At 68.7% G+C, this 23,252-nt stretch carries 14 protein-coding genes and 2 pseudogenes; 11 read left to right on the top strand and 5 right to left on the bottom strand.

Annotated features, from left to right (window positions below):
• Positions 1 to 176: 176 nt before the first annotated feature.
• From cysD to ACV229_RS33185, 5 genes and pseudogenes are all read left to right on the top strand, one after another.
• A pseudogene (gene cysD, locus ACV229_RS33205) lies at positions 177 to 1,103 on the top strand (sulfate adenylyltransferase subunit CysD); the annotation flags it as partial.
• The gene (gene cysN, locus ACV229_RS33200; RefSeq protein WP_448087324.1) at positions 1,103 to 3,010 is read left to right on the top strand and encodes a sulfate adenylyltransferase subunit CysN; all 1,908 of its coding nucleotides are present in this window, start codon (positions 1,103 to 1,105) and stop codon (positions 3,008 to 3,010) included. The pseudogene cysD and the gene cysN, both read left to right, overlap by 1 nt.
• 111 nt (positions 3,011 to 3,121) lie before the next feature.
• The gene (locus ACV229_RS33195) at positions 3,122 to 4,312 is read left to right on the top strand and encodes a helix-turn-helix transcriptional regulator (protein WP_448087323.1); all 1,191 of its coding nucleotides are present in this window, start codon (positions 3,122 to 3,124) and stop codon (positions 4,310 to 4,312) included.
• Between the two features lie 235 nt (positions 4,313 to 4,547).
• A complete protein-coding gene (locus ACV229_RS33190) occupies positions 4,548 to 5,915 on the top strand; it encodes an MFS transporter (protein WP_448087322.1) in 1,368 nt (455 codons plus the stop codon).
• A complete protein-coding gene (locus tag ACV229_RS33185; RefSeq protein ID WP_448087321.1) occupies positions 5,902 to 6,954 on the top strand; it encodes a lactonase family protein in 1,053 nt (350 codons plus the stop codon). Before ACV229_RS33190 ends, ACV229_RS33185 begins: the two co-directional genes overlap by 14 nt.
• A 145-nt stretch (positions 6,955 to 7,099) precedes the next feature.
• On the opposite strand, the pseudogene ACV229_RS33180 reads toward ACV229_RS33185, so the two are convergent.
• A pseudogene (locus ACV229_RS33180) lies at positions 7,100 to 8,135 on the bottom strand (AraC family transcriptional regulator).
• A gap of 114 nt (positions 8,136 to 8,249) precedes the next feature.
• Entirely contained in the window at positions 8,250 to 8,834 is a 585-nt protein-coding gene (locus ACV229_RS33175) for a hypothetical protein (protein ID WP_448087320.1), read from the bottom strand.
• Between the two features lie 258 nt (positions 8,835 to 9,092).
• Between ACV229_RS33175 and ACV229_RS33170 the strand changes: the two genes are divergently transcribed.
• The 3 genes from ACV229_RS33170 (at position 9,093) to ACV229_RS33160 (ending at position 13,240) form a co-directional block, all read left to right on the top strand.
• Complete coding sequence (locus tag ACV229_RS33170; RefSeq protein WP_448087319.1) at positions 9,093 to 10,193, top strand: fatty acid desaturase; 1,101 nt, start codon at positions 9,093 to 9,095, stop codon at positions 10,191 to 10,193.
• A 494-nt stretch (positions 10,194 to 10,687) separates the two neighbouring features.
• A complete protein-coding gene (locus tag ACV229_RS33165; protein ID WP_448087318.1) occupies positions 10,688 to 11,776 on the top strand; it encodes an endo alpha-1,4 polygalactosaminidase in 1,089 nt (362 codons plus the stop codon).
• Between the two features lie 318 nt (positions 11,777 to 12,094).
• Entirely contained in the window at positions 12,095 to 13,240 is a 1,146-nt protein-coding gene (locus ACV229_RS33160; RefSeq protein ID WP_448087317.1) for an endo alpha-1,4 polygalactosaminidase, read from the top strand.
• A 108-nt stretch (positions 13,241 to 13,348) separates the two neighbouring features.
• Here ACV229_RS33160 and ACV229_RS33155 read toward each other — a convergent pair whose 3' ends face one another.
• The 3 genes from ACV229_RS33155 to ACV229_RS33145 are packed head-to-tail and all read right to left on the bottom strand — an operon-like array spanning position 13,349 to position 18,949.
• A complete protein-coding gene (locus ACV229_RS33155; protein WP_448087316.1) occupies positions 13,349 to 13,975 on the bottom strand; it encodes a hypothetical protein in 627 nt (208 codons plus the stop codon).
• Positions 13,976 to 13,998: 23 nt separating this feature from the next.
• On the bottom strand, positions 13,999 to 17,934 hold the full coding sequence (locus ACV229_RS33150; RefSeq protein ID WP_448087315.1) for a tetratricopeptide repeat protein: 3,936 nt from the start codon (positions 17,932 to 17,934) through the stop codon (positions 13,999 to 14,001).
• Positions 17,924 to 18,949, bottom strand: coding sequence for an endo alpha-1,4 polygalactosaminidase (locus tag ACV229_RS33145; protein WP_448087314.1), 1,026 nt, complete (start codon positions 18,947 to 18,949; stop codon positions 17,924 to 17,926). The genes ACV229_RS33150 and ACV229_RS33145 overlap by 11 nt, the downstream gene beginning before the upstream one ends.
• Positions 18,950 to 19,982: 1,033 nt before the next feature.
• Between ACV229_RS33145 and ACV229_RS33140 the strand changes: the two genes are divergently transcribed.
• From ACV229_RS33140 to ACV229_RS33130, 3 genes are all read left to right on the top strand, one after another.
• Positions 19,983 to 20,804 (top strand): Agd3-related carbohydrate-binding protein, encoded by an 822-nt coding sequence (locus ACV229_RS33140; RefSeq protein WP_448087313.1) that lies wholly within the window; start codon positions 19,983 to 19,985, stop codon positions 20,802 to 20,804.
• A gap of 87 nt (positions 20,805 to 20,891) precedes the next feature.
• Entirely contained in the window at positions 20,892 to 22,346 is a 1,455-nt protein-coding gene (locus ACV229_RS33135) for a PelD GGDEF domain-containing protein (RefSeq protein ID WP_448087312.1), read from the top strand.
• The gene (locus ACV229_RS33130) at positions 22,333 to 23,238 is read left to right on the top strand and encodes a tetratricopeptide repeat protein (RefSeq protein WP_448087311.1); all 906 of its coding nucleotides are present in this window, start codon (positions 22,333 to 22,335) and stop codon (positions 23,236 to 23,238) included. The genes ACV229_RS33135 and ACV229_RS33130 overlap by 14 nt, the downstream gene beginning before the upstream one ends.
• Positions 23,239 to 23,252: the final 14 nt, after the last annotated feature.

The raw sequence follows: 23,252 nt of genomic DNA, 5'->3' as shown, positions 1-23,252 counted from the left end.
TCCGCCGATGGTCGAGCGCCCACGTTAAACGTCCGCACGGCCCGCCTCTTCGTCCGGGTGGACTAAGGAAAGATCCGCTCCGCGAGCGCACCGCGCCTTAGTCCACCCGGACGAAGAGCCGCACGGCCCGTGCTCGCTACCTTTGGCGTCATGCACGATTCGCCGCACACGTCGCGCGGCGCCGGCATGGAACAAGGAGACGAACGATGTTGACCCACTTGGAGCGGCTGGAGGCCGAGAGCATCCACATCATGCGCGAGGTGGTGGCGGAGAGCGACAACCCGGTGATGCTGTATTCGATCGGCAAGGACAGCTCGGTCATGCTGCATCTCGCGATGAAGGCGTTCTACCCCGCGAAGCCGCCCTTCCCGCTGCTGCACGTCGATACCACCTGGAAATTCCGCGAGATGATCGCGTTTCGCGACGCGACCGCCGAGCGGCTCGGCCTCGACCTGCGCGTGCACGTGAACCCCGACGGCGTCGCGCAGAACATCAACCCGTTCACGCACGGCTCGGCGCTGCACACCGACGTCTGGAAGACCCAGGGCCTGAAGCAGGCACTCGATCAGTACGGCTTCGACGCGGCGTTCGGCGGCGGCCGCCGCGACGAGGAAAAATCGCGCGCGAAGGAACGCATCGTGTCGCTGCGCTCCGAACAGCACCGCTGGGACCCGAAGCGGCAGCGCCCGGAACTCTGGTCGCTGTACAACGCGCGCAAGCGCAAGGGCGAAAGCCTGCGCGTGTTCCCGATCTCGAACTGGACCGAGCTCGACATCTGGCAGTACATCCGCTTGCACGACATCCCGATCGTGCCGCTCTACTTCGCGAAGGAGCGGCCCGTCGTCGAACGCGACGGCGCGCTGATCATGGTCGACGACGATCGTCTGCCGCTACGCAAAGGCGAAGTGCCGCAGATGCGCAAGGTGCGGTTCCGCACGCTGGGCTGCTATCCGCTGACGGCGGCGATCGACAGCGACGCGACGTCGCTCGACGACATCCTGCGCGAAATGCGCGACACGCGCACGTCGGAGCGCCAGGGGCGGCTGATCGACAGCGATTCGGCCGGATCGATGGAAAAGAAGAAGCAGGAGGGCTATTTCTGATGGCACACATTCTCACTGCGCGCGACGATGTCACGCGCCAAGCACAACGCATCCAGGACCCGCAGACGCAAGACCTGCTGCGCTTCATCACCTGCGGCAGCGTCGACGACGGCAAGAGCACGCTGATCGGCCGCCTGCTCTACGAATCGAACATGCTGTTCGACGATCAGCTGAGCCAGCTCGAAGCCGATTCGAAGAAGCTCGGCACGCAGGGCGGCGACCTCGACTTCGCGCTGCTCGTCGACGGGCTGTCGGCCGAGCGCGAGCAAGGGATCACGATCGACGTCGCGTACCGTTTCTTCGCGACCGCGCAGCGCAAGTTCATCGTCGCCGACACGCCCGGCCACGAGCAGTACACGCGCAACATGATCACCGGCGCGTCGACCGCCGACCTCGCGGTGATCCTGGTCGACGCGCGCAAGGGGTTGCTCACGCAGACCCGCCGCCACAGCCATCTCGTCGCGCTGATCGGCATCCGGCGCGTCGTGCTCGCGATCAACAAGATGGATCTCGTCGGCTACGACCGCGCGGTGTTCGAGCGCATCGATGCGGACTACCGCGCGTTCGCCACGGAGCTCGGCCTGCGGGAGATCGTCAGCATTCCTCTGTCCGCACTGCGCGGCGACAACGTGATCGTTCCGAGCACGCAGATGCCGTGGTACAGCGGCCCGACGCTGATGCTGCACCTCGAGACGCTGCCGCTCGCCGCGCGCGTCACGCAGGACGAGCCGTTCCGGCTGCCGGTCCAGTGGGTCAACCGGCCGCACCTGAACTTCCGCGGCTACGCGGGCAGCATCGCGTCGGGCGAAGTCCGCGTCGGCGAGCGTGTCCGCGTGCTGCCGTCCGGCAAGGCGAGCCGCGTCGCGTCGGTCATCACGCCGGCGGGCGTGGCCGACGTCGCGCGCGCCGGCGAAGCCGTCACGCTCACGCTCGCGGACGACATCGACATCAGCCGCGGCGACATGATCGCGCACGCCGACGCGCCACCCGAGGTCGCCGACCAGTTCGAGGCGACGCTCGTGTGGATGCACGACGAGCCGCTGCTGCCGGGCCGGCCGTATCTCGTCAAGCTCGGCGCGCAGACGGTCGGCGCGACCTGCGCGACGCCGAAGCACAAGATCGACGTGAACACGCGCGAGCCGCTCGCCGCGCGCACGCTCGCGCTGAACGAGATCGGCGTGTGCAACCTGAGCTTCGACCGGCCGGTCGCGTTCGATCCGTACACGCAGAACCGCCACACGGGCGGCTTCATCGTGATCGACCGCTACACGAACGACACGGTCGGCGCGGGGATGCTGCACTTCGCGCTGCGCCGCGCGCATAACGTGCACTGGCAGGCAATCGACGTCGACCGGCACGCGCGTGCTGCACAGAATCGCCAGACGCCGCGCATCGTGTGGCTGACCGGGCTGTCCGGCGCCGGCAAGTCGACGATCGCGAACCTCGTCGAGAAGCAGCTCCACGCGCTCGGCAAGCACACCTACCTGCTCGACGGCGACAACGTGCGGCACGGGCTGAACCGCGATCTCGGCTTTACCGAAGCCGATCGCGTCGAGAACATCCGGCGCGTCGCCGAGGTCGCGCGGCTGATGGTCGACGCGGGCCTGATCGCGCTCGTGTCGTTCATCTCGCCGTTCCGCGCCGAACGCGACATGGCGCGCGCGCTCGTCGGGCCCGGCGAGTTCGTCGAGGTGTTCGTCGACACGCCGCTCGCGGTCGCGGAAGAACGCGATCCGAAGGGGCTGTACAAGAAGGCCCGGCGCGGCGAGCTGAAGCACTTCACCGGCATCGATTCGCCGTACGAAGCGCCGGCGCATCCGGAGCTGCGCGTCGACACGGTGGCCGAATCGCCGGAGGACGCCGCCGCGCGCATCGTCGCGTACCTGCTGCATGCGCGCACGGCCTGAACGCGGCCTGAACCCGGCCCGCGTCGCCTACTCCGTTCGGATGACGCGGGCCGCCGCCGGATCCGTATGCTCGAACGGGCCCCCCTGATTCCGTTCAAGGAGATTGCGAGCATGCGGATCGCTGTTCCGTCCTGCGGCGGCGACGCCACCCACGACTGCTTCGACGATGCCGCGTGGACCGCGCGCGACCTGGATGCGTGGCTCGCGCTCGTCTATCGCGGTGCGACCGAGGCGACGCCGTGGGCCGGCTTTCTCGAAGCGATCCGCGCGCAGCTCGACGCGAGCTTCACGACGCTCGTGCTGCGCAGCCCGGGCGGCACGCGGCGCGGCCTCATCATCAACGCGTCGGCGCACGGTCCGCTGCTGCCCGGCGAGCCGTCGTACAGCGAGCAGTTCTACGCGCTCTGCCCGTTTCTCGACGAGCCCGCCGGCCGCGTGTTCACCGCCGACACGCTGTTCGGCGAAGCGGCGTGGTGCGCGCACGATTTCTACCGGCAATACCTGCAGCCGCTCGACCTGCGCTACGTCCTCGGCGCGAACCTGCGCGGCGAGCGCGGCGTCGAATGCGCGTTCTTCGTGAGCCGCGCGCACGGCTGCCGCGATTTCGACGCGGCCGAGCGCGCGCGGGTCGCGGTGCTGCTGCCGCACCTGCAGCGCGCGGTCGAGCTGCACGCGACGCTCGACGTCGTGGACGCCGAGCGCGCGCTGTATGCGGGCACGATCGACCGCCTCGACGTCGGCACCGCGATCCTCGACGACGAAGGCCGCGTGATGAAGCGCAACCGCATCGCCGAGCGCCTGTTCGACCGGCAGGACGGCCTGTGCGTGCGCCAGGACCGGCTGCACGCATCGTGTCCGCTCGACGAGCGCCGGCTGCAGAAGGCGATCCAGGCGGCGCTCGACCACTTCCGCGCCGGCGCGCTCGGCCGCATCGAGGCGACCACGCTGTCGCGCCCCGGCGGCGCGATGCCGCTCAACGTGCTGTTGCGGCCGCTCGCGCCCTATCGCGGCGCGGAGGACCGGCGGCACCGGCCGGCGATCGCCGTGTTCGTCCGCGATCCGACGTCGTCGCCGCAGACGTCGCGCGACATGCTGCACAAGCTGTTCCGCCTCACGCCGATGGAGACCGAGATCGCATTGCTGCTCGTCGACGGCCTCACGCTCGACGAGGCCGCCGCGGCCACCGGGATCACGAAGAACACCGCGCGCGCTCACCTGCGCGGGATCTTCGCGAAGACGGGCGCGACGCGCCAGGCCGTGCTCGTGAAGACGCTGCTCAACAGTGTCGTGTCGATGGCGTGACGCAGGCGGGGGGCCTGGCACGGCCGACCGCTCAGCGATGTCATACGTCATCTGATATCAAACCATTCATTCTCCATCGCTCTCGTCGGCGTCATTTCCAATAAATCGCGGATTTTCGGGTAAACCCGTGGCGTCATGTGATCCGGCAACGCGTAACATGTCGTACGACGACATACTACTAGACGCGACCAGCCCGGCATCCGAACCGCCTGACGCATCCCGCCCGGAGACACCCTTGACCACGCCCTCGCCCGCCCTGGCTGGCCGCGACCCGCTCGCGTCCGCCGTCTCGAAAGTGAAATGGCACGTGCTGCCGCTCGTGCTGATCATGTTCATCGCCAACTACATCGACCGCGTGAACGTCGGCTTCGTCGACCGCCATCTCGAGGCGTCGATCGGGATCGGCGCCGCGGCCTACGGGCTCGGCGCCGGGCTGTTCTTCGTCGGCTACGCGCTGTTCGAGGTGCCGTCGAACCTGCTGATGCAGCGCTACGGCGCACGCGTCTGGCTCGCGCGGATCATGGCGACGTGGGGCATCGTCGCGGCTGCGATGGCGTTCGTGTGGAACGACACGTCGTTCTATGTGCTGCGCTTCCTGCTCGGCGCGGCCGAGGCCGGCTTCTTCCCCGGCGTCGTGCTCTACCTGACGCAATGGCTGCCGCCGCAGGAACGCGGCAAGGCGATGGCGATCTTCCTCGGCGGCTCGGCGTTCGCGTCGGTGCTGTCCGGGCCCGTCACGGGCGCGCTGCTGTCGATCCACGGGCTCGGCCTGCAGGGCTGGCAGTGGATGTTCCTGATCGAAGGCATGTTCTCGGTCGTGCTGTGCGGCGTGAGCTGGCTGCTGCTGAAGTCGCACATCCGCGACGCGACGTGGCTCACGCCGGACGAGCGCACCGCGCTCCAGAGCGCGCTCGACGAAGAACGGGCGAAGCGCGACATGCGTTCGCACGTGCACGTGCCGAGCGTCGCGCTGCTGAAGGATCCGCAGATCGTGCTGTTCTGCTTCCTGTACTTCTCGATCCAGCTGACGATCTACGCGGCGACCTTCTGGCTGCCGACGATCATCCGCAAGATGGGCGGCCTCACCGACTTCCAGGTCGGGCTCTACAACACGATTCCGTGGATGATCGCGATCGGCGCGATGTACGGCTTCGCGGTGCTGTCCGCGAAATGGAAGCATCCGCAGCGCTGGCTCGCGTTCGCGCTCGTGCTGGCCGCATGCGGGCTGTTCGCGTCGACGTCGCACGATCCGGTGTGGTCGTTCGCGTCGATCTGCTTCGCGGCGCTCGGCTTCAAGGCCGCGTCGTCGCTGTTCTGGCCGATCCCGCAGGGCTATCTCGACACGCGCGTCGCCGCGGCCGTGATCGCGCTGATCAACTCGATCGGCAACCTCGGCGGCTTCGTCGCGCCGACGGCATTCGGCTATCTGAAGCAACATACGGGTTCGATCACGGGCGGCCTGTATGCGCTCGCGATCGCGTCCCTCGTCGCCGCGGTCGCCGCGCTGTTCGCCCGCACGCACCGGCGCAGCGATCCGCCGCGCGGCCTGCCGGCCGACGAGTCCTTCACGCGTGCCACGATGCTCCGCCATGCCGAACACTGAACGCCTCACCGTCGTCGTCTCGAACGCGATCGACGGCGATCTCTCGACCTTCTCCGTCGATGCCGGCAGCGGCACGCTTGCGCCGCTCGGCCTCCATCCGGCAGGCGACGTCGTGATGCCGCTCGCGCGCTCCGCCGACCGCACGCGGCTGTATGCAGCGACGCGCGGCGAGCGGCCCGCGATCGTCGCGTTCGACATCGAACCGGACACCGGCGCGCTCGCGCGCGTCGCCTCCACCGCGATCGACGCGAGCCTCGCCTACCTGACGCTCGACAGCAGCGGCCGGTGGCTGCTCGGCGCGTCGTACGGCGGGCATTCGCTGAGCCTCTACGACGCCGCACGCGTGCGCGCCGGCGACGGCGTGCCGCTGCAGGTGATCGGCGGCATCCCGAACGCGCACGCGGTAATCGTGTCGCCGGACGACCGTTTCGCGTACGTGAGCTCGCTCGGTTCGGACCGGATTTTCTGTTTCGAACTCATCAACGACATGCGCGGCATCCGCGCGATCGAGCACGGCGAAGCGCGCGTCGAACGCGGCTTCGGGCCGCGCCATCTGCGGCTGACCCGCGACGGCCGCGCGCTCGTCGCCGTCAGCGAGTTCGAGGCCACGCTCGCCGTGTTCGCGCGCGATCCGGACAGCGGCCGGCTCGGCGACGCCCGCATCTCGGTGCGCCCCGCCACGCTCGCGCAGCTCGCGCCCGGCCATGCGCGGCCGCCGGCGCCGGCCGAACCGGCCGTCTGGGCCGCCGACCTGCACCTGAGCCCGGACGAACGCTTCGGGTACGTCTCCGAGCGCACGACGAGCCAGCTCATCTGCTTTCGCCGCAACGCGGACGGCACGTTCGACCCCGTGCACGCGACGGCGACCGAAACGCAGCCGCGCGGCTTCGCGATCGATCCGTCGGGGCGGTATCTCGTCGCATGCGGCGAACAGTCGGAACAGGTGTCGGTCTATGCGATCGCGCCCGACGACGGCACGCTGTCGCTCATTGCACGCGCGAACGGCGGGCGCGGCGCGAACTGGGTCGAGTTCGTCTGACGCAAGGCGGCTGGCGGGTCTGCGCGATTGCGCTTGCCGCCTCCCGTCACCGCCGTTCGCTCGATGCGACGCCAGGCCGACGCCCGAGCGCACGCATGAGATCCGCGCAGTACGCACTGCCGCCCCGCCTCTCCCCGCTTACCGCTCAGCGCCGCTCGCTCGGCGCAACCCCGGTCCAGCGCTTGAACGCGCGCGTGAAATTCGCGCGATCCGTATAACCGACGCGCGCCGCGATCTCGTCGACCGGCAGCCGCGTGCCTTCGAGCAGCCGCAGCGCATCGCGCAGGCGGATCTCGTCGAGCAGTGCCGAATAGGTCGCGCCGTATTCCGCGAGCTTGCGCTTCAGCGTGCGCGCCGACATGTGCAGCTCGCGCGCGAGGTCGTCGAGCGACGGGTAGCCGTGCATCCCGCAGATCAGCAGGTTGCGCACCCGCTCGACGACGCTCTCCGCATAGCCGAGCCGCGCGAGCTCGGCCTCGCACTGCTGGACGATCATCTGCGCGGTCTGCGCGTTCGCGGTGCCGATCGGCTCGTCGAGCAGCGCGGCGTCGCAGCGGATCCGGTTCGCGCTCGCATCGAAGTGGCAGCGCGGCAGCCGCGCGCGATAGCCCGCGAACCACGGCGGCTCGGGCCATGCGAAATGCAGCTCGGCGCGCGACTTGAGCGTGCGGCCGGGCGCCGGCTCGAGCAGCGAGTTGAACAGCATCGCCGTCTCGACCATGAAGTTCTCGACCGCGAACTGGCGCAGCCGGCCGAGCGGAAACGCTTCGAGCACGTCGATCTGCGCGGTGTCGTCGAATTGCGTGAGGCGCACCGAGAAGAACGGCACGCGAGTCGGCAGGTAGCGGATGCCGAGCTGGATCGCCTCGCCGAGCGTCGCGCAGCTCATCAGCCCGAAACCGATCAGCCCCGACTTCGTGAGGCTGCTGCGCAGCCCGATCTCGATCGCGATCGACGGGTCGCCCGTCGCGTCGAGCAGGTTGAAGACGATCGCCGCCTGCTGCAGCGGCGTGATCCGCGCGTCGGGCTGCGCGAGCCGCTCGCGCGACGCCGGAACCGGCGAGGATCCGGTCCACGACGATCCCGCGCTCTTCGGCGAGCATCAGCATGAACAGCGCATACGCGGACGATACCGTCGCCTTGTTCAACTGGCGTGCGGCATCCTGGACGGACAGGGCCATGCGTCGACTCCGGAGCGGTTTTCGCGGATTGTAGCGGCCGCTGGCCCGCGGAGACACGTGGGCAGGACTCTAGCCGCGCATCATCGCGACGTGTCGCGCCGGCCCGTCGCGACGTCAGGACAGGCGCCAATGACGCGCCATCGCCAGCGCCGCTTCCGCACCGCCGCTGCGATAGGCGGCGCGAACGGCCGCCAGCCCTGCCTCGATGTCTTCCGGCGCGGGAAGCACGCGCAACCGCACGACGACGCGCGGCAACGGTGCGAGTTGCGCCCGCAGGCGAACGATCAACCGGCAGCACGGAGACTCTGCCAACGGCGCTTCAGGGTTCAACGCAGCCTTGGCGAGTTCGGTCACCCACCTGAGCGCCGGGATGTCCCCGGGCACGTCGAGGTGCGGCAGATAGCGCGCATCCCCTGACAGCGCAACCAGCAGCGCGGCCCAATGGATACCCCGCCATCCGTCATGCCGGGTCAGGTCGGCCAGCAGCGCATCCGTCAACGCGGACAGGCTTTGCTGGCACACGTAATGGAACTCCAGGGGCTCGTACCGCACTTGCGGATAGTCGTGCAGCAGATGCCCGAGTTCGTCGCCGGCGTCGACGACATCCGTCAGGAACCGTTCAGCCGAACGGGCCCGGTTCAACGTCAGCGACGGAACGTGCAACAGCAGGCGGGAGACGTCGTCGGGCTGGTAATGCATCGCAAACCTCCTGGACGCTGGAGCCGGATGACGCGCGCCGAACGACGACGCGTCGCCCGCATCGCTTCGCGTGGATCAGGCCGCGGCATGCCATCCCGCCATCTTGCCCGAATTTGTGCGGCACGCATCACGCGCCCCGGACGCGATGGCCCGAAATGACACCGTCATTGGCACCGGCGAACCTCGCACGCGGCGCGGCACGCGCCTATGCTTGTCACATCGGCATTGCGCCCCACCCTTGTGCAGGAAACCCGGTCGATGATCCAGCGAGCCCGAGTCACGTTCCGCAACGACGCGGAGAAAGTCGCGTACGTGCGCCGCGAAGTCAACGCGGCGAGCGACGCGATCCGCGCGCGCGTTCCGCTGCTCGACAACCAGAACCTCGTCGGCGCGAGCGTGATGGCCGTCTGCGTCGCCGCCATGCTCGCGATCGCGTGGGCGTATGCGCGCGGCACGCTCGCATGGTACGTCGCGCTGCCGCTTGCCGCGTTCGCGACGTCGCTGATCCACGAACTCGAACACGACCTGATCCACCTGATGTACTTCAGGAAGACGCCGTGGGCGTACCACCTGATGATGGCGCTGTGCTGGCTCACGCGGCCCGGCACGATCAATCCGTGGACGCGGCGGCGCATGCACCTGCACCACCACAAGGTGTCGGGCGGCGAATCGGATCTCGAGGAATTCGGCATCACGAACGGCGAGCGCTGGGGCGTGAAGCGCCTGCTGATGCTCGCCGACGGGATGCTCGCGGTGGTGCTGCGCCCGGATGCGATGCGCCGCAAGGTGAAGCAGTACGTCGCCGCGCAGCCCATGCAGGACGCGGCCGAGCGCACGCAGCTGCGCGTCGAGCAGATGTCGTCGTACATGCCGGTCGGCCACCTGTACTACGCGCTGTGGCATGCGTTCATCGTCTATCACGCCGGCCTGTTCGCGCTGCACGCGTTCGGCTACCCGGTCGCCGTGCCGGCCGTCGTCGAACGCGTGATGCAGGTCGTCGACTTTCTCGCGGTGGTGTGGCTCGGGCCGAACTTCGTGCGCAGCTTCTGCATCAATTTCGTCAGCTCGAACATGCACTACTTCGGCGACATCGACCCGCGCAACGTGATCCAGCAGACGCAGGTGCTCAACCCGTGGTGGATGCTGCCGTTCCAGCTGTTCTGCTTCAACTTCGGCAGCACGCACGCGATCCATCACTTCGTGGTGCGCGACCCCTTCTATATCCGCCAGCTCACCGCGAAAACCGCGCATGCGGCGCTGCGCGAAGTCGGCGTGCGCTTCAACGACGTCGGCACCTTCGCACGCGCGAATCGCTGGGGGTCGTATCGTTCCATGCAAGGCCGCCAGGCCGACTTGTAACAGAAACCGTAACCAGCGGTAATCCTTTCCTGTTCACGCGATACCTGAAGCTCGCCGCGCGAGGCACCAGCACCGCGTGGCGTCACGCGTTTGCCGTCGCATTCCTCTGTCCTTACGCGTTGTTACCCGATACACATCTCGTTACCTTTGCAAAAACCCGGCTCGGTTAAAGTCGGTTTCCAATTAATTTAAATCATCAGATTTAAATATCAATTGGTCTAATCAATAACAACCTCAGTCTCTCCATCGAGCCGGCGCGCGCGAAGCGCACGCGCGGCGGAGAGTTGGCGGCGTCCAAAACCGCCACACGTTCGGCCTCGCCGGTGCCACGGCAGACCGGCCGGACGTCGTTTGCTGATCCCCTCGATTACGGTTCCGGACACACATGCGGGCGCTGCCTCTGCGCGCCCCGGTGCGTTGCGGCGTGGCGTGGGGGGGTGTCCCGGGTTGCCATGCAACCGCCCAATCGAACTGAACTGAACAGGAATAATCCGATGCGAAGAATTGCCCCGTTGGTCCTATCCCTCATCGTCCCCGTAATGCTTGCCGCCTGCGGCGGCGACGACGGCAGCACCCAATCCGCGAGCGCCCTGAGCTGGAACGGCGGCTGGGGCAGCCGTAACGGCTCGACCTCCTCGTCGTCGACGGGCTCGGGCACGTCGTCGAGCTCGTCGAGCACGACCTCCAGCAGCAGCACGCCCAATACGACCACGACGACGACCGCGTCGAGCGGCCCCGGCTTCGCGGTCCAGTCGCCGTGGATGTCGTACTACGGCGACGACACGACCATCGACCTGAACCGCTCGGCCAGCACGTTCCGGATCATGGACGTCGATCTCGATCCGGGCGTCGGCAACTTCGTGCCGAGCGACATCGTGACGCTGAAGAACAACGGCCAGAACAAGGTGCTGAGCTACCTGAACCTCGGCTCGTGCGAACACTGGCGTGACTACTGGAACAGCGTGCCGAGCGGCTTCGTGTCGTGCGGCGCGAACAAGGCCGCGCAGCTCGGTTCGTACCAGGGCTACTCCGACGAGACGTGGATGAACGTCGGCAACGCGGACTACCAGAACCTGATCCTCAACTTCGTCGCGCCGCGTCTCGTCGCGCAGGGCGCCGACGGCTTCTACCTCGACAACCTCGAGATCGTCGAGCACGGCACGTCGACCACCAACGGCCCGTGCGACGCGGCCTGCAGCCAGGGCGGCCTCGACCTCGTGCGCAAGCTGCGCCAGAAGTATCCGAAGCTGCTGATCGTGATGCAGAACGCGACCAGCGACGTCACGCGCCTCGGCACCACCGGCGGCGTGAAGTTCGCGAGCCTGCTCGACGGCATCGCGCACGAGGAGGTCTACAAGCCGACCTTCGACAGCCAGGCGCAGCAGGAACTGCTGAACTGGAAGGGCATGAACCTGACGCCGGGCGGCCACCCGTTCTGGATCGCGACGCTCGACTACGTCGGCTCGTGCACCGACACGGCCAACGCGTCGAGCGCGTACACGTCGAGCCGCTCGCACGGCTTCACGCCGTACGTGTCGGATGCGAGCGCCGGCCAGAACGAAGTCTGCTACTGGGGCCTGTAATTCCCCCCGCTGTCCGCCCAACGTCGCGCGCCCCGCGCGCGTGACGGCCGGAGGCCGGGCGCATCGCCCGCCTCCGATTCCGGACTTTTCGAACTTTCACGCGGCGCCCGCCTGGGCGCCGTTTGTCCGCTACCGGCCATCCGCCACCGGCCGTCCGCCACCAGCCCTCCGCTACCGGCCCGTTCGCCGGTTGCCGGACCTGACGCCCGGCCCTGCGCCGCGCGCCGCGCGCCGCGACCGACCGGTCGCCGCAGCCGCGCAAGCGCCGTCGGACAACGACCGGTTGCGACGCAACCCGAACCTGACCAGGAATCCCCGATGCGAAGCATTGCACCGTTAGCCCTTGCCCTGATCGTTCCCGTGATGCTGACCGCCTGCGGCGGCGACGGCGGCGGCGAGCAGACCGGCGCCACGCTGAACAGCAAGACCGGCACGACGACCGCGACCACCGGGTCGACCACGACGACCTCGGGCACCACCGCTACGCCGTCGTCGACCACGACGACCTCCGGCACGACTGCCACGCCGTCGTCGACCACGCCCCCGGCATCGACCTCCTCGTCGACGCCGACGCCCACCTCGACGTCCACTTCGAACGCCACCGCGTCGAGCGGCCCCGGCTTTCCTTTCGCGGCTCCGTGGATGACGTACTACGGCCCCGCGTCGAGCCTCGACCTGAATCGCGCCGCGAGCACGTTCCGGATCATGGACATCGACCTCGATCCGGGCACCGGCAACTTCACGCCGGCCAACGTCGCGACGTTGAAAAACAACGGCCAGAACAAGGTGCTGAGCTACCTGAACCTCGGCTCGTGCGAGCACTGGCGCAGCTACTGGAACACCGCGCCGAGCGGCTACGTGTCGTGCGGCGCGAACACCGCCGCGCAACTCGGCGCGTACCAGGGCTACTCGGACGAGACGTGGATGAACCCCGGCAACGCCGACTACCAGAACCTGATCCTCAACGTCATCGCACCGCAGCTCGTCGCGCAGGGTGCGGACGGCTTCTACCTCGACAACCTCGAGATCGTCGAGCACGGCACGTCGACCACCAACGGCCCATGCGACGCAGCCTGCAGCCAGGGCGGCCTCGATCTCATGCGCAAGCTGCGCCAGAAGTACCCGAACCTGCTGATCGTGATGCAGAACGCAACCAGCAACGTGACGCGCAACGGCACGACGGGCGGCGTCGCATTCGCGAGCCTGCTCGACGGCGTCGCGCACGAGGAGGTCTACAAGCCGACCTACGACGCGAGCGCGGAACAGGAGCTGCTGAACTGGAAGGCGATGAACCTCGCGCCGGGCGGCCATCCGTTCTGGATCGCGACCGTCGACTATGTCGGTTCGTGCACGAACACGGCCGATGCATCGAGTGCGTACGCGTCGAGCCGGTCGCACGGCTTCTCGCCGTACGCGCCGGATGCGAGCGCCGGCCAGGGCACCGTCTGCTACTGGGGCCTCTGACGCCTCGCCTCACGCCGCGCGCTCCGAGCGCGCGACGGCCGGAGGCCGGGCGCGCTGCCCGCCTCCGGCGCCACGCTGCGCGGCGCCCCCGCAGGCGCCGCACACACGCTACGAACTCGCGTGCCTGTTGCCGGATCCGACGACGGGTGCCAGCAGCTGACGCACCAGCCCCTGCGCGACACTCGTTGCCGCATCGCGGCTCCAGCCCGTGCGGCTCGCGGTGCCGCTCCACACCACCGCGCCGGTCTGCAGATCGATGATCTGCAGCGCGATGCCGATCGCCGGCTCGCCGTCGACGCCGACCTTGTAGCGCCATTCGTTCACCGCGCCCGTCAGCCCGTAGCGCAGGTGATTGTCGGTCGCCCACTTCTTCGCCTTGCCGATGTCGCTCCCGGTCCAGTCCGTGAACATCCCGTCGTCGCCCGGCGCGCGGTACTCGCGCACGTCGGCGTAGCCCTGCGCGCGCAGGAAGCCGGCGACGATCGACGCGGCGCGCTGCCCCGCGTTCGCGGTCTCGGTGTTGTTCTCGATCGGCAGGATCGCCCAGCCGGTGTTCGCCATCCGCAAGTCGCTGTTGCCGCCGCTCGCCTCGAACGGCGACACGGGGCCGCTGTCCACCTGCGCGCAGCCGGCGAGCAGCGCGCTCGCCGCCGCCAGCGCGATGCACCAGCGGCGGGCCGTCCATCCGTGCCGCACCGGCTTGTCCGCCGCACGCGGCGTTGCGCTCTCGTTCATTTCGCTCTCCTTGGTTTCCGGGGTCAATACATCCAGCGATAGCGGATCCCGACTTCGGTGAAGGGCGTCGAATGGTTCGCCGACGCGCTGGCATGGGTGATATAGAGGCCGGCCTGGTCGTTGCCGATCACGCTGCCGACAACGCCCGCCGTCACGCGCTCGCCCCACTTCGCGTGCGAGTCGTACAGCGGGCCGACCTCGAGAAAGGGCCGCCAGCGGCGTGAATAGCCGTCGATGAGCCCGTTGCCGAAGCCGGCGAGCAACGCGACCTGCGTGAACGTGTTCGGCACGAACTGCGACGCCGTCAACGGCTCGCCACTCGGCACCAGCTGCTGCAGCAATGCGCCCGGCGAACCGTTCGCGGTGTATTCGCCGTGCGTGACGGCGACGCGCACCGTGAAGTCCGGATACGCGATGCGCAGCTTGTAGCCGCCATCCGCGGTGATCAGCGTGCCGTGCCCGAGATACGAGCGGTCCTGGCCAAGGAAGCGCGCGTATTCGATGCGCGCCCGCGTGAAGATGTGCGGGTCCGGCTGGAACGCGACTGCGGCGGCGACATTGTCCTTCACGCCGCCGACCTGCAGCTGCGCGGATTCCGTCGCCTCCTGGTTGCGCCCGATCGAATAGGTAAAGCTCAGCGGCCGGCCGTCGAACAGCGAGCCCTCGATGCGCACCGTCGTGAAGTCGCGCAGCGCATCGCGGCGGCCGATCACGAGCGCTTCGCGGTCGATCGTGCCGTAGCGGCGAAACACGCCCTCGAAGTTCCGGTCCTTGCCGGGCACACCGGGCAGCGAGCTGTCGCCGTGCTGCGCACGGTCGACATAGCGGAACGCGAACGCGAGCGTCGGCGTGATGCGCACGCCCGCGCCGATGCTGGTCTCGTAGAACAGCAGCGGCCCTGTATGCAGATACCGGAAGCCCGGCGCGATCGCCTGCGCGGTCGGCAGCACCGAGTCGACGTACGTCGCGTGCATCGCGTCGTTGTCCGGCAGCAGGTTCTGCGCCTCCGCGGCGTCCTGCTGCGCGGCTTCGACGCGGCCGGCGCCTTGCTCGGCAGCTATCTTTTCCGACGTCGGCAACGGATCGGCCGGATCGTCGAGCATCTGCGACAGCTTCGCGTTGTTGCCGTCCGCGAGCGCGAGGGCTGCGTTCGCATAGTACGGCTGGGACAGGCGCTCGGTGTAGTGCCACGCGAGCCAGTCGCGCTCGAAGTCGTACGCATCGTGCGACTGGCTCCACGCGAGCATCGCCTCGCGCGCGGCCGCCGAATAGTGTGCGTTGCGACGGGCCAGCGACTCCGCGGTCGCCGGCGGCAGCATCGACAGGTCGCCGAGATCCGTCTCGGCCTTCGACGCCGGTGCGGCATTCGCCTGCTCGTCCTTGCGCAGCAGCTCGATCAACAGCCGCTTCGATGCGTCGCCGCCGGCGAAGCGGTCGGTCAGCGCGATGAAGCGCACGCGCGCCATGTCGTATTCGTCGGGGGTCATCCGCGACGGCCGGCGTGCGTCGATCCGTTCCCGGTGCAGCATCTTCCAAGCGGTACGCCGGATCTGCCACGCCTCGTCGGTCTGCCCGGACAGCTCGAGCGCGTCGGCAACCGTCAGTCGCCACAGCACGTCGTCGCGATGCGACGGCAGGTTCTGGCGCAGGAAATGCAATGCCGCGCGCGCATCGCCGAGCCGCAGGTACGCGGCCGCATACGCCGCGGTCAGCGGCGTGTCGCCCGTCGCGTGCGAGCGGTAGGTGCGCAGCGCCGCGCGCAGGTCGGAATCGCTGCCCGAGTCGTTCAGCAGCCAGATCAGTGCGACCTGCGCGTTCGCGTTGTCCGGCTGGATCCGCAGCACCGCGCGCACGTCGTCGAGCGCGCGTGCCGGTTCGCCGACCAGCCGCCAGTACTGCGAGCGCGCCATCAGGTAGTCGGGATCGCGCTCCGCGGCCGCGGCCTGCGCGGGCGTCAGCGAGTCGAGCAGCGTCTTGATCCGCTCGTACGCCCGCGCGCGGGTGTAGTAGTACACCGCGCGCCGCAGGTCGCGCAGCTCACCCGTGCGGCGGTACGCGAATTCGGCGACGCGGCCCGCGTCGAGCGGCTGCGTGTCGAGCGCGTCGATCATCTGCTCGAGATCGGTCGGCGTTTCGCGGCCGCTCTTCAGCACGTGCCGCGAGCCTTCGACGACGACGTCCGGCTTGCCCGCGAGCTTGCCGAGCGTCGCGTAGAGGCGCCAGTACTGGACGGTTTCAGCTCCGTCCTCCTTCGCAGGCTTCGCCTTCTCGAGCGCGGCAAGCGCGTCCGCATAGCGATGCTGGCCGTAGAGCGCCACCGCGATCTTCGTCGCATACGCGGAATTCGGGCCGTAGTCGTGTTCGAGCGTCTGCCACGTGCGCAGCGCGAGCGCGTCGTCGCCGGTGCGCTCCGCGACCGCCGCGGTGCGTTCCAGCACCGGCTGCCGCAGCGCGCCGTGCGACTGCAACGCGAGGAAGCGGATCGCGGCGCCCGGATCGGCGCGCCCTTCTTCGATCGCGACGTACGCGTCGATCCATTCGAGCTGCTTGCGGCGGTCGACCTTCCCGCCGCTCCGGTCGAGTTCGTGCTGCATCGCGGCCAGCAGCGCACGATCATCGCGCAGCGCGGGCGCGAGCCGCAGCACCTGCTGCCATGACGCTTCGTCGTTGCGCGTCTTCGCGAGCCACATGTACGCGTCGAGCGCGACGCGCGGCCTGTTGTTCCAGATCGCGACCTGCGCGAGCCGTTCGTGCCACGGCACCGAACCCGGATCGCGCGCGAGCGCGTTGCGCGCCACCTCCTCCGCTTCGCGCAGCTTGCTGTTCTGCAGGTACACCTTGTACGCGAGCTCGTCGTCCGACGGCGCGGCCTCATCGCCTGCCTTCCCGGCCACGCTCGCCGCTGCATTGCCCGCTGCCTTGCCGGCCGCCTTGCCCGGTTCCGGCGCGGCCTTGTTGTCCTGCGCATCGTCCTGCGCGTCGTCCTGCTCATCCGCTGCCTGCGCGACGCGCACGATGCGCGCCCGGTCGCTCCAGCGCCACACCGCGAACGTGAGACGCGGTGTGTCAGCCGCGTGATGCTCGGCCGACGGCGCCGCGTCGGCGTGCTTCGATGCGCCATGCAGCTTCACGAGCTGGCTCGTGTAGTCGGCGGCGAGATCGGGGCGGCCCGCCGCAAGCGCCAGCGAGATCAGGAACCGCAGCGTGTGCGCGTCGTTCGCGAGTTCGCCGATGTGCTGGCGCGCGGCCAGCATCGCATCGCCGAGCAGGTTGCCGCCCTGCAGCGCGCGCAGCCCCGCGAAGAAGAACGCGCGCCGTTCGCCTTTCGACGCCGCGCGCGCGCTCGCGGCGAACGACGCGTCCGCCGCCTCGCGGTAGTGCCCGCTCGCGAGCTGCGCGGCCGACTCCTTGCCGAGCCAGTACGTCGCACGCATCGGTTCGCGCGACGCGAGCCGGTGGTAGTAGCGCGCGGCGAGCCCACCGTCGTTCAGCGCGAGCGCCTTGACCGCCAGCAGCTGAAGCTGCAGCGTCGGCCACGGCACGTCGACCGCGGCGCCCAGCAGCGCGTCGAGCTTCGCGATGCGGCCGATGCGCTCGGGCGCGCCTTCGGGCAGCGAATACAGGCGCCGCTCGGCGATTCCGATGTCGGCCAGGATCGCGCGCTGCTTCACGTCGGCGTCGGACGACGCGCGCAGTTGCGCGACGAGCCGCTCCGCATCGTCGTAGCGCCCTTCGTCGATGTATTCGCGCGCGAGGTGCTCGACCGCGCCCGCGTTGTTCGGATCGGCGCGCAGCCACGCGCGCAGGTAGGCGACAGTCAGCGTATCGGCCTCGCGGCTTTCGAGCAGCGCGCGTTCGAGCGTGCCGCGCGGGAACACGGCGACGAGCGACAGCGTGACCGCTGCGCCGAAGCCAGCGATACCGAGCGGCGATACGAGTCTTTTGCGGTCAGCTTGCACGGTCGGCTTCCATGTGGACGTGTTGCACAGGACCGGCCGCATACGCGCCCGACCACCCCACCGCCTCGCGCGCCGCGGGTGCGGCGTCGCGCCACGCGAACGCCGGCGCACGCAGGCGCTTCGCGAACGCGCCGATGCCGACGACGTCGAGCGCCGGCCCCGTCACGTACGGAATCACGCCGGCCGCCCGGATGCGCGCGGCGGTATCGTGCGCGCAAGCGGCGTCGGCAGGCGGACAGTAGTCGATCGACACGACCGGCAAGCCGTACGCCTTCGCCGTCTCCACCTGCAGCATCAGCCACGCGCGATCGGCCGGCGACACTTCGGTGTAGCGCTGCTGCGCCTGGTTCCAGCCGCGATACAGCGACTCGAACGCAACCGCATACACGAGCTCGTGCACGCGTGACAGCAGCTCGAAGCCGCGGTTCAGCATCAGGCGCGCCGACGGATAGCGCGCCTTGATCGCATCGATCACCGCCACGACGCCCGCCTGCTGGCGCGCGCGCTCGGCATCGGTCTTCGCGACGATCTGGTACGAGTCCAGCGTATCGAGGAAAAAGCCGCGAAAGCCGCGCTCCCATAGCGGCGCGATCACGTGATCGACGTAGAACGCAGGCCATTGCGGGGCCGCCTGGTCGACGACCAGCGAGCCCCATGCGCGGTTCTCGCCGTTCAGCCAGGCCTTCGGAATCGCGTCGAAGTACGCGCGCGTCGTGCTCACCTCGCCGACGCTCACGTACGCGAGCCATGCGGTGTGCGGCGTATCGGCCGCATGCGGATCGAAATCGCTGTCGGGTTCGACGACGACGCTGGCGAACGTCGACAGCGCGGCAACCGGCACGTGTGCGCCGTAGAAGAACGCGAAGGCGGGAAGCGGCACGATGGCCGCGCGGGAAGCGTCCGCGCGATCCGCGCGTGCGGCAGCCGCGTCGGCCGTGGCAAGCGGCGTCGCGAGTGCGGCGGCGGAATCGGCGGGAAGCGGAGTCGCGTCGACGGAGGCAGCCTGCGCAGACACTGACAGCGGTGCGAGACACGCAACGAGCGCTCTCGCACCGACAATGTAGCGTCTGATCCTCCCCAACATGACCATGCCCCCCGGCCCTTTCGACATTAGGCTCTGCATGGCAAATTCCAGCGTTGTACTGGTTTCGGTGCCGCACGCGATGCGATGTTCAGCGCAGCGTCGGCAATCGAAACGTCCGCGCATCGGAAGCGCGAATCCTTGGATGAAGGAATAGACCATGCCCTCGCGAAGTTCAAGCAGGCGAACCGTGCAGGACCGCGAAACGTCGGGGCGTATTTTCCCGTAGGTTCGGCCCGCGAATGGGGGGCCGTTGCACAACTGTTACACGCTGCCGCAACCTTGCATGTGCAACAGATCACGGCGCCGGCCGTCATCGGTGTCGCGCGACCCGTCGCATGCGCACGCTGCCGACGCCCGCGCACATGCGCGGCCGTCCGTGCGTCGGCACGCAGCACGCCGATAGCGTCGCCGATGTATCAGCGATGAAACAAATATCGCGCGATTGGGCGTATTTCCCCCATTCCATGGCGTGCTGATCCCCATGTCGCACGGTCCGGCGCGCCTTGCGCACGGAGGCCGGGGCACTGGTATGTTCCTTGCATCTCCGACGGGTGCAGCATCGGCAGCGCGTGTTCGCTCGCAGCCGCCCAACCAACGCGGAGCCAGGACCATGATTTCGGGAATTTCACGCATAGCGGGTCGAAAGACTGTCATCGCGCTCGGTGCGGCGCCTGCGCTTATCGCAGGCCCGGCACACACGTTCGCGCAGACGGCCTCGACGCCCGCGAACGACAAGAGCGCGCCGCCGCTCGTCATCAAGGTCAGGCACGACGTGAAACGTGGTCCCGTCGAGCCGACGACCTACCCGACGCAGCCACAGCAGGAGCTCCGCAAGGTACGCTAACGATCCACCAGACCAACAACATCGCCATCGCATACGAGCCACGTTTCCGATCGCCCGGTCGAGGGGAACATCATGCATTCGAACACGGCTTCCCGCTTGCGCAGAGCATGCGTAGCCGCCATGCATACCGCCGTATGCCGGGTCACGCGCGATCTCGCCGCTTTCTCGCTGACCTCGCTGGTGCTTGTCATCGCGCTCGGTGCGATGCCGCTGCGCGCAATCGCGGAAACACCCGTGTCGATCGCGATGAAACTGCTCGTCGTGTCCGCCGACGGCACCGAGCCGAGTTTCGCCGCGATCACGTCGGTGCTGAACCAGGTCGGCGTGCCGTATGACGCGCTGATCGCGACGAAGACGCCGCTCACCGCGACGATGCTGTCCGACGGTCTCGGCAACGGCCGCTACCAGGGCGTGCTGCCGAGCACCGGCAACCTCGGCTACCTGAATGCGTCGACCGGCACGTACGAAAGCGCATTCAGCGCCGCGCAATGGCAGACGCAGTGGAACTACGAGCAGGCGTTCCGCGTGCGCCAGGCGACGCTCTACACGTATCCGTCCGGCTTCCCCGACAACTACGGCCTCACGCTGATCACCTGCGCGAATACGACCACGACGCCGATGCAGGCGACGCAGCTCGGCGACCTGATCGCGGCGACGCTCGCCAGGTACAACGCGCTGTTCGCGCTGCCGGTGTCGCGTCGCGCGGAGCACGACATCGGTGTCTCGATGGCGGCGCGCATGGCATACAACGCGTCCGGCGCCGCCGGCACGCTGCTGCTCGGCGCGTCCGGCAACCGCATCCGGCTCGCGACGACGAACGCCGTCACCATGCCCGTGACCGGCATCAGCTGCGGCACGAGCGTCGAGACGTACGGCGGCCAACCGATTTCCAGCATTGCAATGCCGGCAGGCGGCACGGTCACCGTGCCCGGTCCGGCCTGATGAGACTTGGCATGACAGCAGGGGCGCGGCCGCCGCCCGCGTGGCGGCCGCGCAGGTTGAAATAACAACGAAAGGGCGAGGTTTTCGATGGCCATTGACACCAAATCGACGCGATTCGACGCGGGGATCGACACGCGTCCTGACGTCCAGCAGGCGAGCCGGCGCTCGCGCTTCCTGCGTCTCACGTCGGCGGCGCGCTTCGCGTCGCTGCTGCCCCGCGAACACTCGGCGTCGTACGTCGCGCTCGAGACGCTCGTCCTGTCCGTTGCCGTATTCGCCGTATGCCGCGTGCTGTCGCCCGCCGATCCGCTGCTGATCGGCAAGGCGTTTCCGTGGCTGTGGCTGCTGCCGCTGTTCGTCGCGCTGCGCTACGGCACCGTCGCCGGCCTCGGCGGCGGCGCGCTGCTGTTCGCCGCGTGGGTCGTGTTCTACGCGCAACTGCCGCTCGCCGATGTGTTCCCGCGCGATTTCTTCGTCGGCGGCTTCATCACGATGCTCGTCGCCGGCCAGTTCAGCGACACGTGGGCGACGCGACTGTCGCAGGCCCGCGTATCGAACACGTACCTGAGCGAGCGGCTGTCCGTGCTGACCAACAACCAGTTCCTGCTGCGCCTGTCGCACGACCAGCTCGAACAGGATCTGCTCGTCAGGCCGGCGACGCTGCGCGACGCGCTTGCGCGCCTGCGCGACATCACGCTGCGCGGCACATCCGGCAGCGACATGTCCGTCAGCGGTACGACAGTACCGCTGCCCGGCGCGCAGTCGTTCCTCGAAGCCGTCACGCAGGCGTGCCAGATCGAAGCCGCGCAGATCCACGCATGGCACGACGGCGAGCTGGACGCCACGCCGATCGCGGGCATCGGCCGGCAGTTCGAGTTCGACGCCGGCGATCCGCTCGTCACCACCGCACTCGACGAACTCGCGCTCGCGCACCTGCAGTCGCTCGACGTGCGCGAGCGCGCCCGCACCCGCTATGTCGCGTGCGCGCCGCTGATCGGCGCGGACGACGCGGTCGTCGGGGTGCTCGTCGTGTCCGAACTGCCGTTCCTCGCACTGACCTCGGACAATCTGCAGCTGATGTTCGTGATGTGCAGCTACTACGCAAATGGCGTGCGGCATGCGGCCATCACCCGCGACGTGCTGCAGTCGTACCCCGACTGCCCGTACGACTTCGCGCTCGAATACGCGCGCCTCGCCGACCTGCAGCGCACGAGCGGCGTCGCGTCGTCGGTCGTGATGCTGCTGTTCGATGCGAGCAGGCAGGCCCAGGCGATGTTCGATTACGTCGAGCGCACGAATCTCGACTTCCACGTGCAGTGGGTCGTGCACATCGGCGCCAAGCGCGGGCTGGTCTTCATCATGCCGCTCAGCAGCGACGCCACCGTCGACGCGCAGGTGCAACGGATCGAGACCGATGTCCGCAACCAGTTCGGCATCGGCTTCACGGAGGCGCGCGTCGTCGCGCGCCGGGTTTCCCTCGCCGGCACGCCGTCCGACGGCGCGCTGCGCCAACTGCTGGCCGACTGCGATGAAGCCGCCTAAACCCGCCCGCGCGTCGCGCGATGCGCATACGCACCCGAACCGCGCCGCGTCGGTGCCTGCGCCGTCCCGACGGCAGGTGTCATGGCCGGGCCTGCGCACGCTGCGTGCGACACGCGAAGCCGGCCGCTCGGCCGCCGACGCGATCGCGCGCCTGGCCACCCGCGTGCGCGCGCTCGCGTTCCCGCGCCTCGACGAAGGCGCGCTGATCGAGCTCGTGCGCGAACCGCAGTTCGCGCCGCACCTGCTCGCGACGCTGTCGTATGCGCACGAGCACGAGGTCAGGGAGGGCCTGCTGAATCGCCGGATCGCCGTGCGCCATCGCGTCACGGCGCTCGTCGCGATGCAGACGATGCCGGTGCGCGCGGCGAGCCCGATCCTGCACGCGCTGCTGAACGATCCGGCGGACGATGTGCGGCTGCTCGCGTACGGGATGCTCGACAAGAGCGAGAAACGCGTAACGCAGCAGATCGGCATCGAACGCGCGAAGCTCACGCGCCGCCTGTCGGACGACGAACGCTGCCGCGTCGACAAGACGCTCGCCGAGCTGTATGGCGAACTCGTCTACGCGCGTCTCGTCGACGGCGACGTCTACCGCAACGCGCTCGAGCAGGCGGACGCGCACGCGGCACGCGCGCTACACCACCAGCCGGCCGACGGCGCGCTCTGGCGGCTGCGCGGCCGCCTCGCGTTCGAGACCGACCGTCTCGGCGACGCCGAAGCCATGCTGAAGAAAGCGATTGCCTGTGGTTTTCCGCGCATGCGCGTGCTGCCCTATCTCGCCGAGATCGCGTACCTGCGGCGCGACTATGCGGCCGTGCGGCGCTATCTCGACGACATGCCACGGGTGCCGCCGCACCTGCTCGCGCCGATCGCCGACTACTGGAACACGTGACGAGGAACGTCCAT

The organism is Burkholderia sp. MR1-5-21 (genome assembly GCF_053427715.1).
Note: the sequence above shows the minus strand (reverse complement) of the source record. Positions and strands in the feature narration are given on the sequence as shown.

What these genes read in the sequence shown, in the direction of transcription:
- cysN (WP_448087324.1), top strand. Translation starts at nt 1,103, where the DNA reads ATGGCACACATTCTCACTGCGCGCGACGATGTCACGCGCCAAGCACAA.
- ACV229_RS33195 (WP_448087323.1), top strand. Translation starts at nt 3,122, where the DNA reads ATGCGGATCGCTGTTCCGTCCTGCGGCGGCGACGCCACCCACGACTGC.
- ACV229_RS33185 (WP_448087321.1), top strand. Translation starts at nt 5,902, where the DNA reads ATGCCGAACACTGAACGCCTCACCGTCGTCGTCTCGAACGCGATCGAC.
- ACV229_RS33175 (WP_448087320.1), bottom strand. Translation starts at nt 8,834, where the DNA reads ATGCATTACCAGCCCGACGACGTCTCCCGCCTGCTGTTGCACGTTCCG.
- ACV229_RS33170 (WP_448087319.1), top strand. Translation starts at nt 9,093, where the DNA reads ATGATCCAGCGAGCCCGAGTCACGTTCCGCAACGACGCGGAGAAAGTC.
- ACV229_RS33165 (WP_448087318.1), top strand. Translation starts at nt 10,688, where the DNA reads ATGCGAAGAATTGCCCCGTTGGTCCTATCCCTCATCGTCCCCGTAATG.
- ACV229_RS33160 (WP_448087317.1), top strand. Translation starts at nt 12,095, where the DNA reads ATGCGAAGCATTGCACCGTTAGCCCTTGCCCTGATCGTTCCCGTGATG.
- ACV229_RS33155 (WP_448087316.1), bottom strand. Translation starts at nt 13,975, where the DNA reads ATGAACGAGAGCGCAACGCCGCGTGCGGCGGACAAGCCGGTGCGGCAC.
- ACV229_RS33140 (WP_448087313.1), top strand. Translation starts at nt 19,983, where the DNA reads ATGCATACCGCCGTATGCCGGGTCACGCGCGATCTCGCCGCTTTCTCG.
- ACV229_RS33135 (WP_448087312.1), top strand. Translation starts at nt 20,892, where the DNA reads ATGGCCATTGACACCAAATCGACGCGATTCGACGCGGGGATCGACACG.
- ACV229_RS33130 (WP_448087311.1), top strand. Translation starts at nt 22,333, where the DNA reads ATGAAGCCGCCTAAACCCGCCCGCGCGTCGCGCGATGCGCATACGCAC.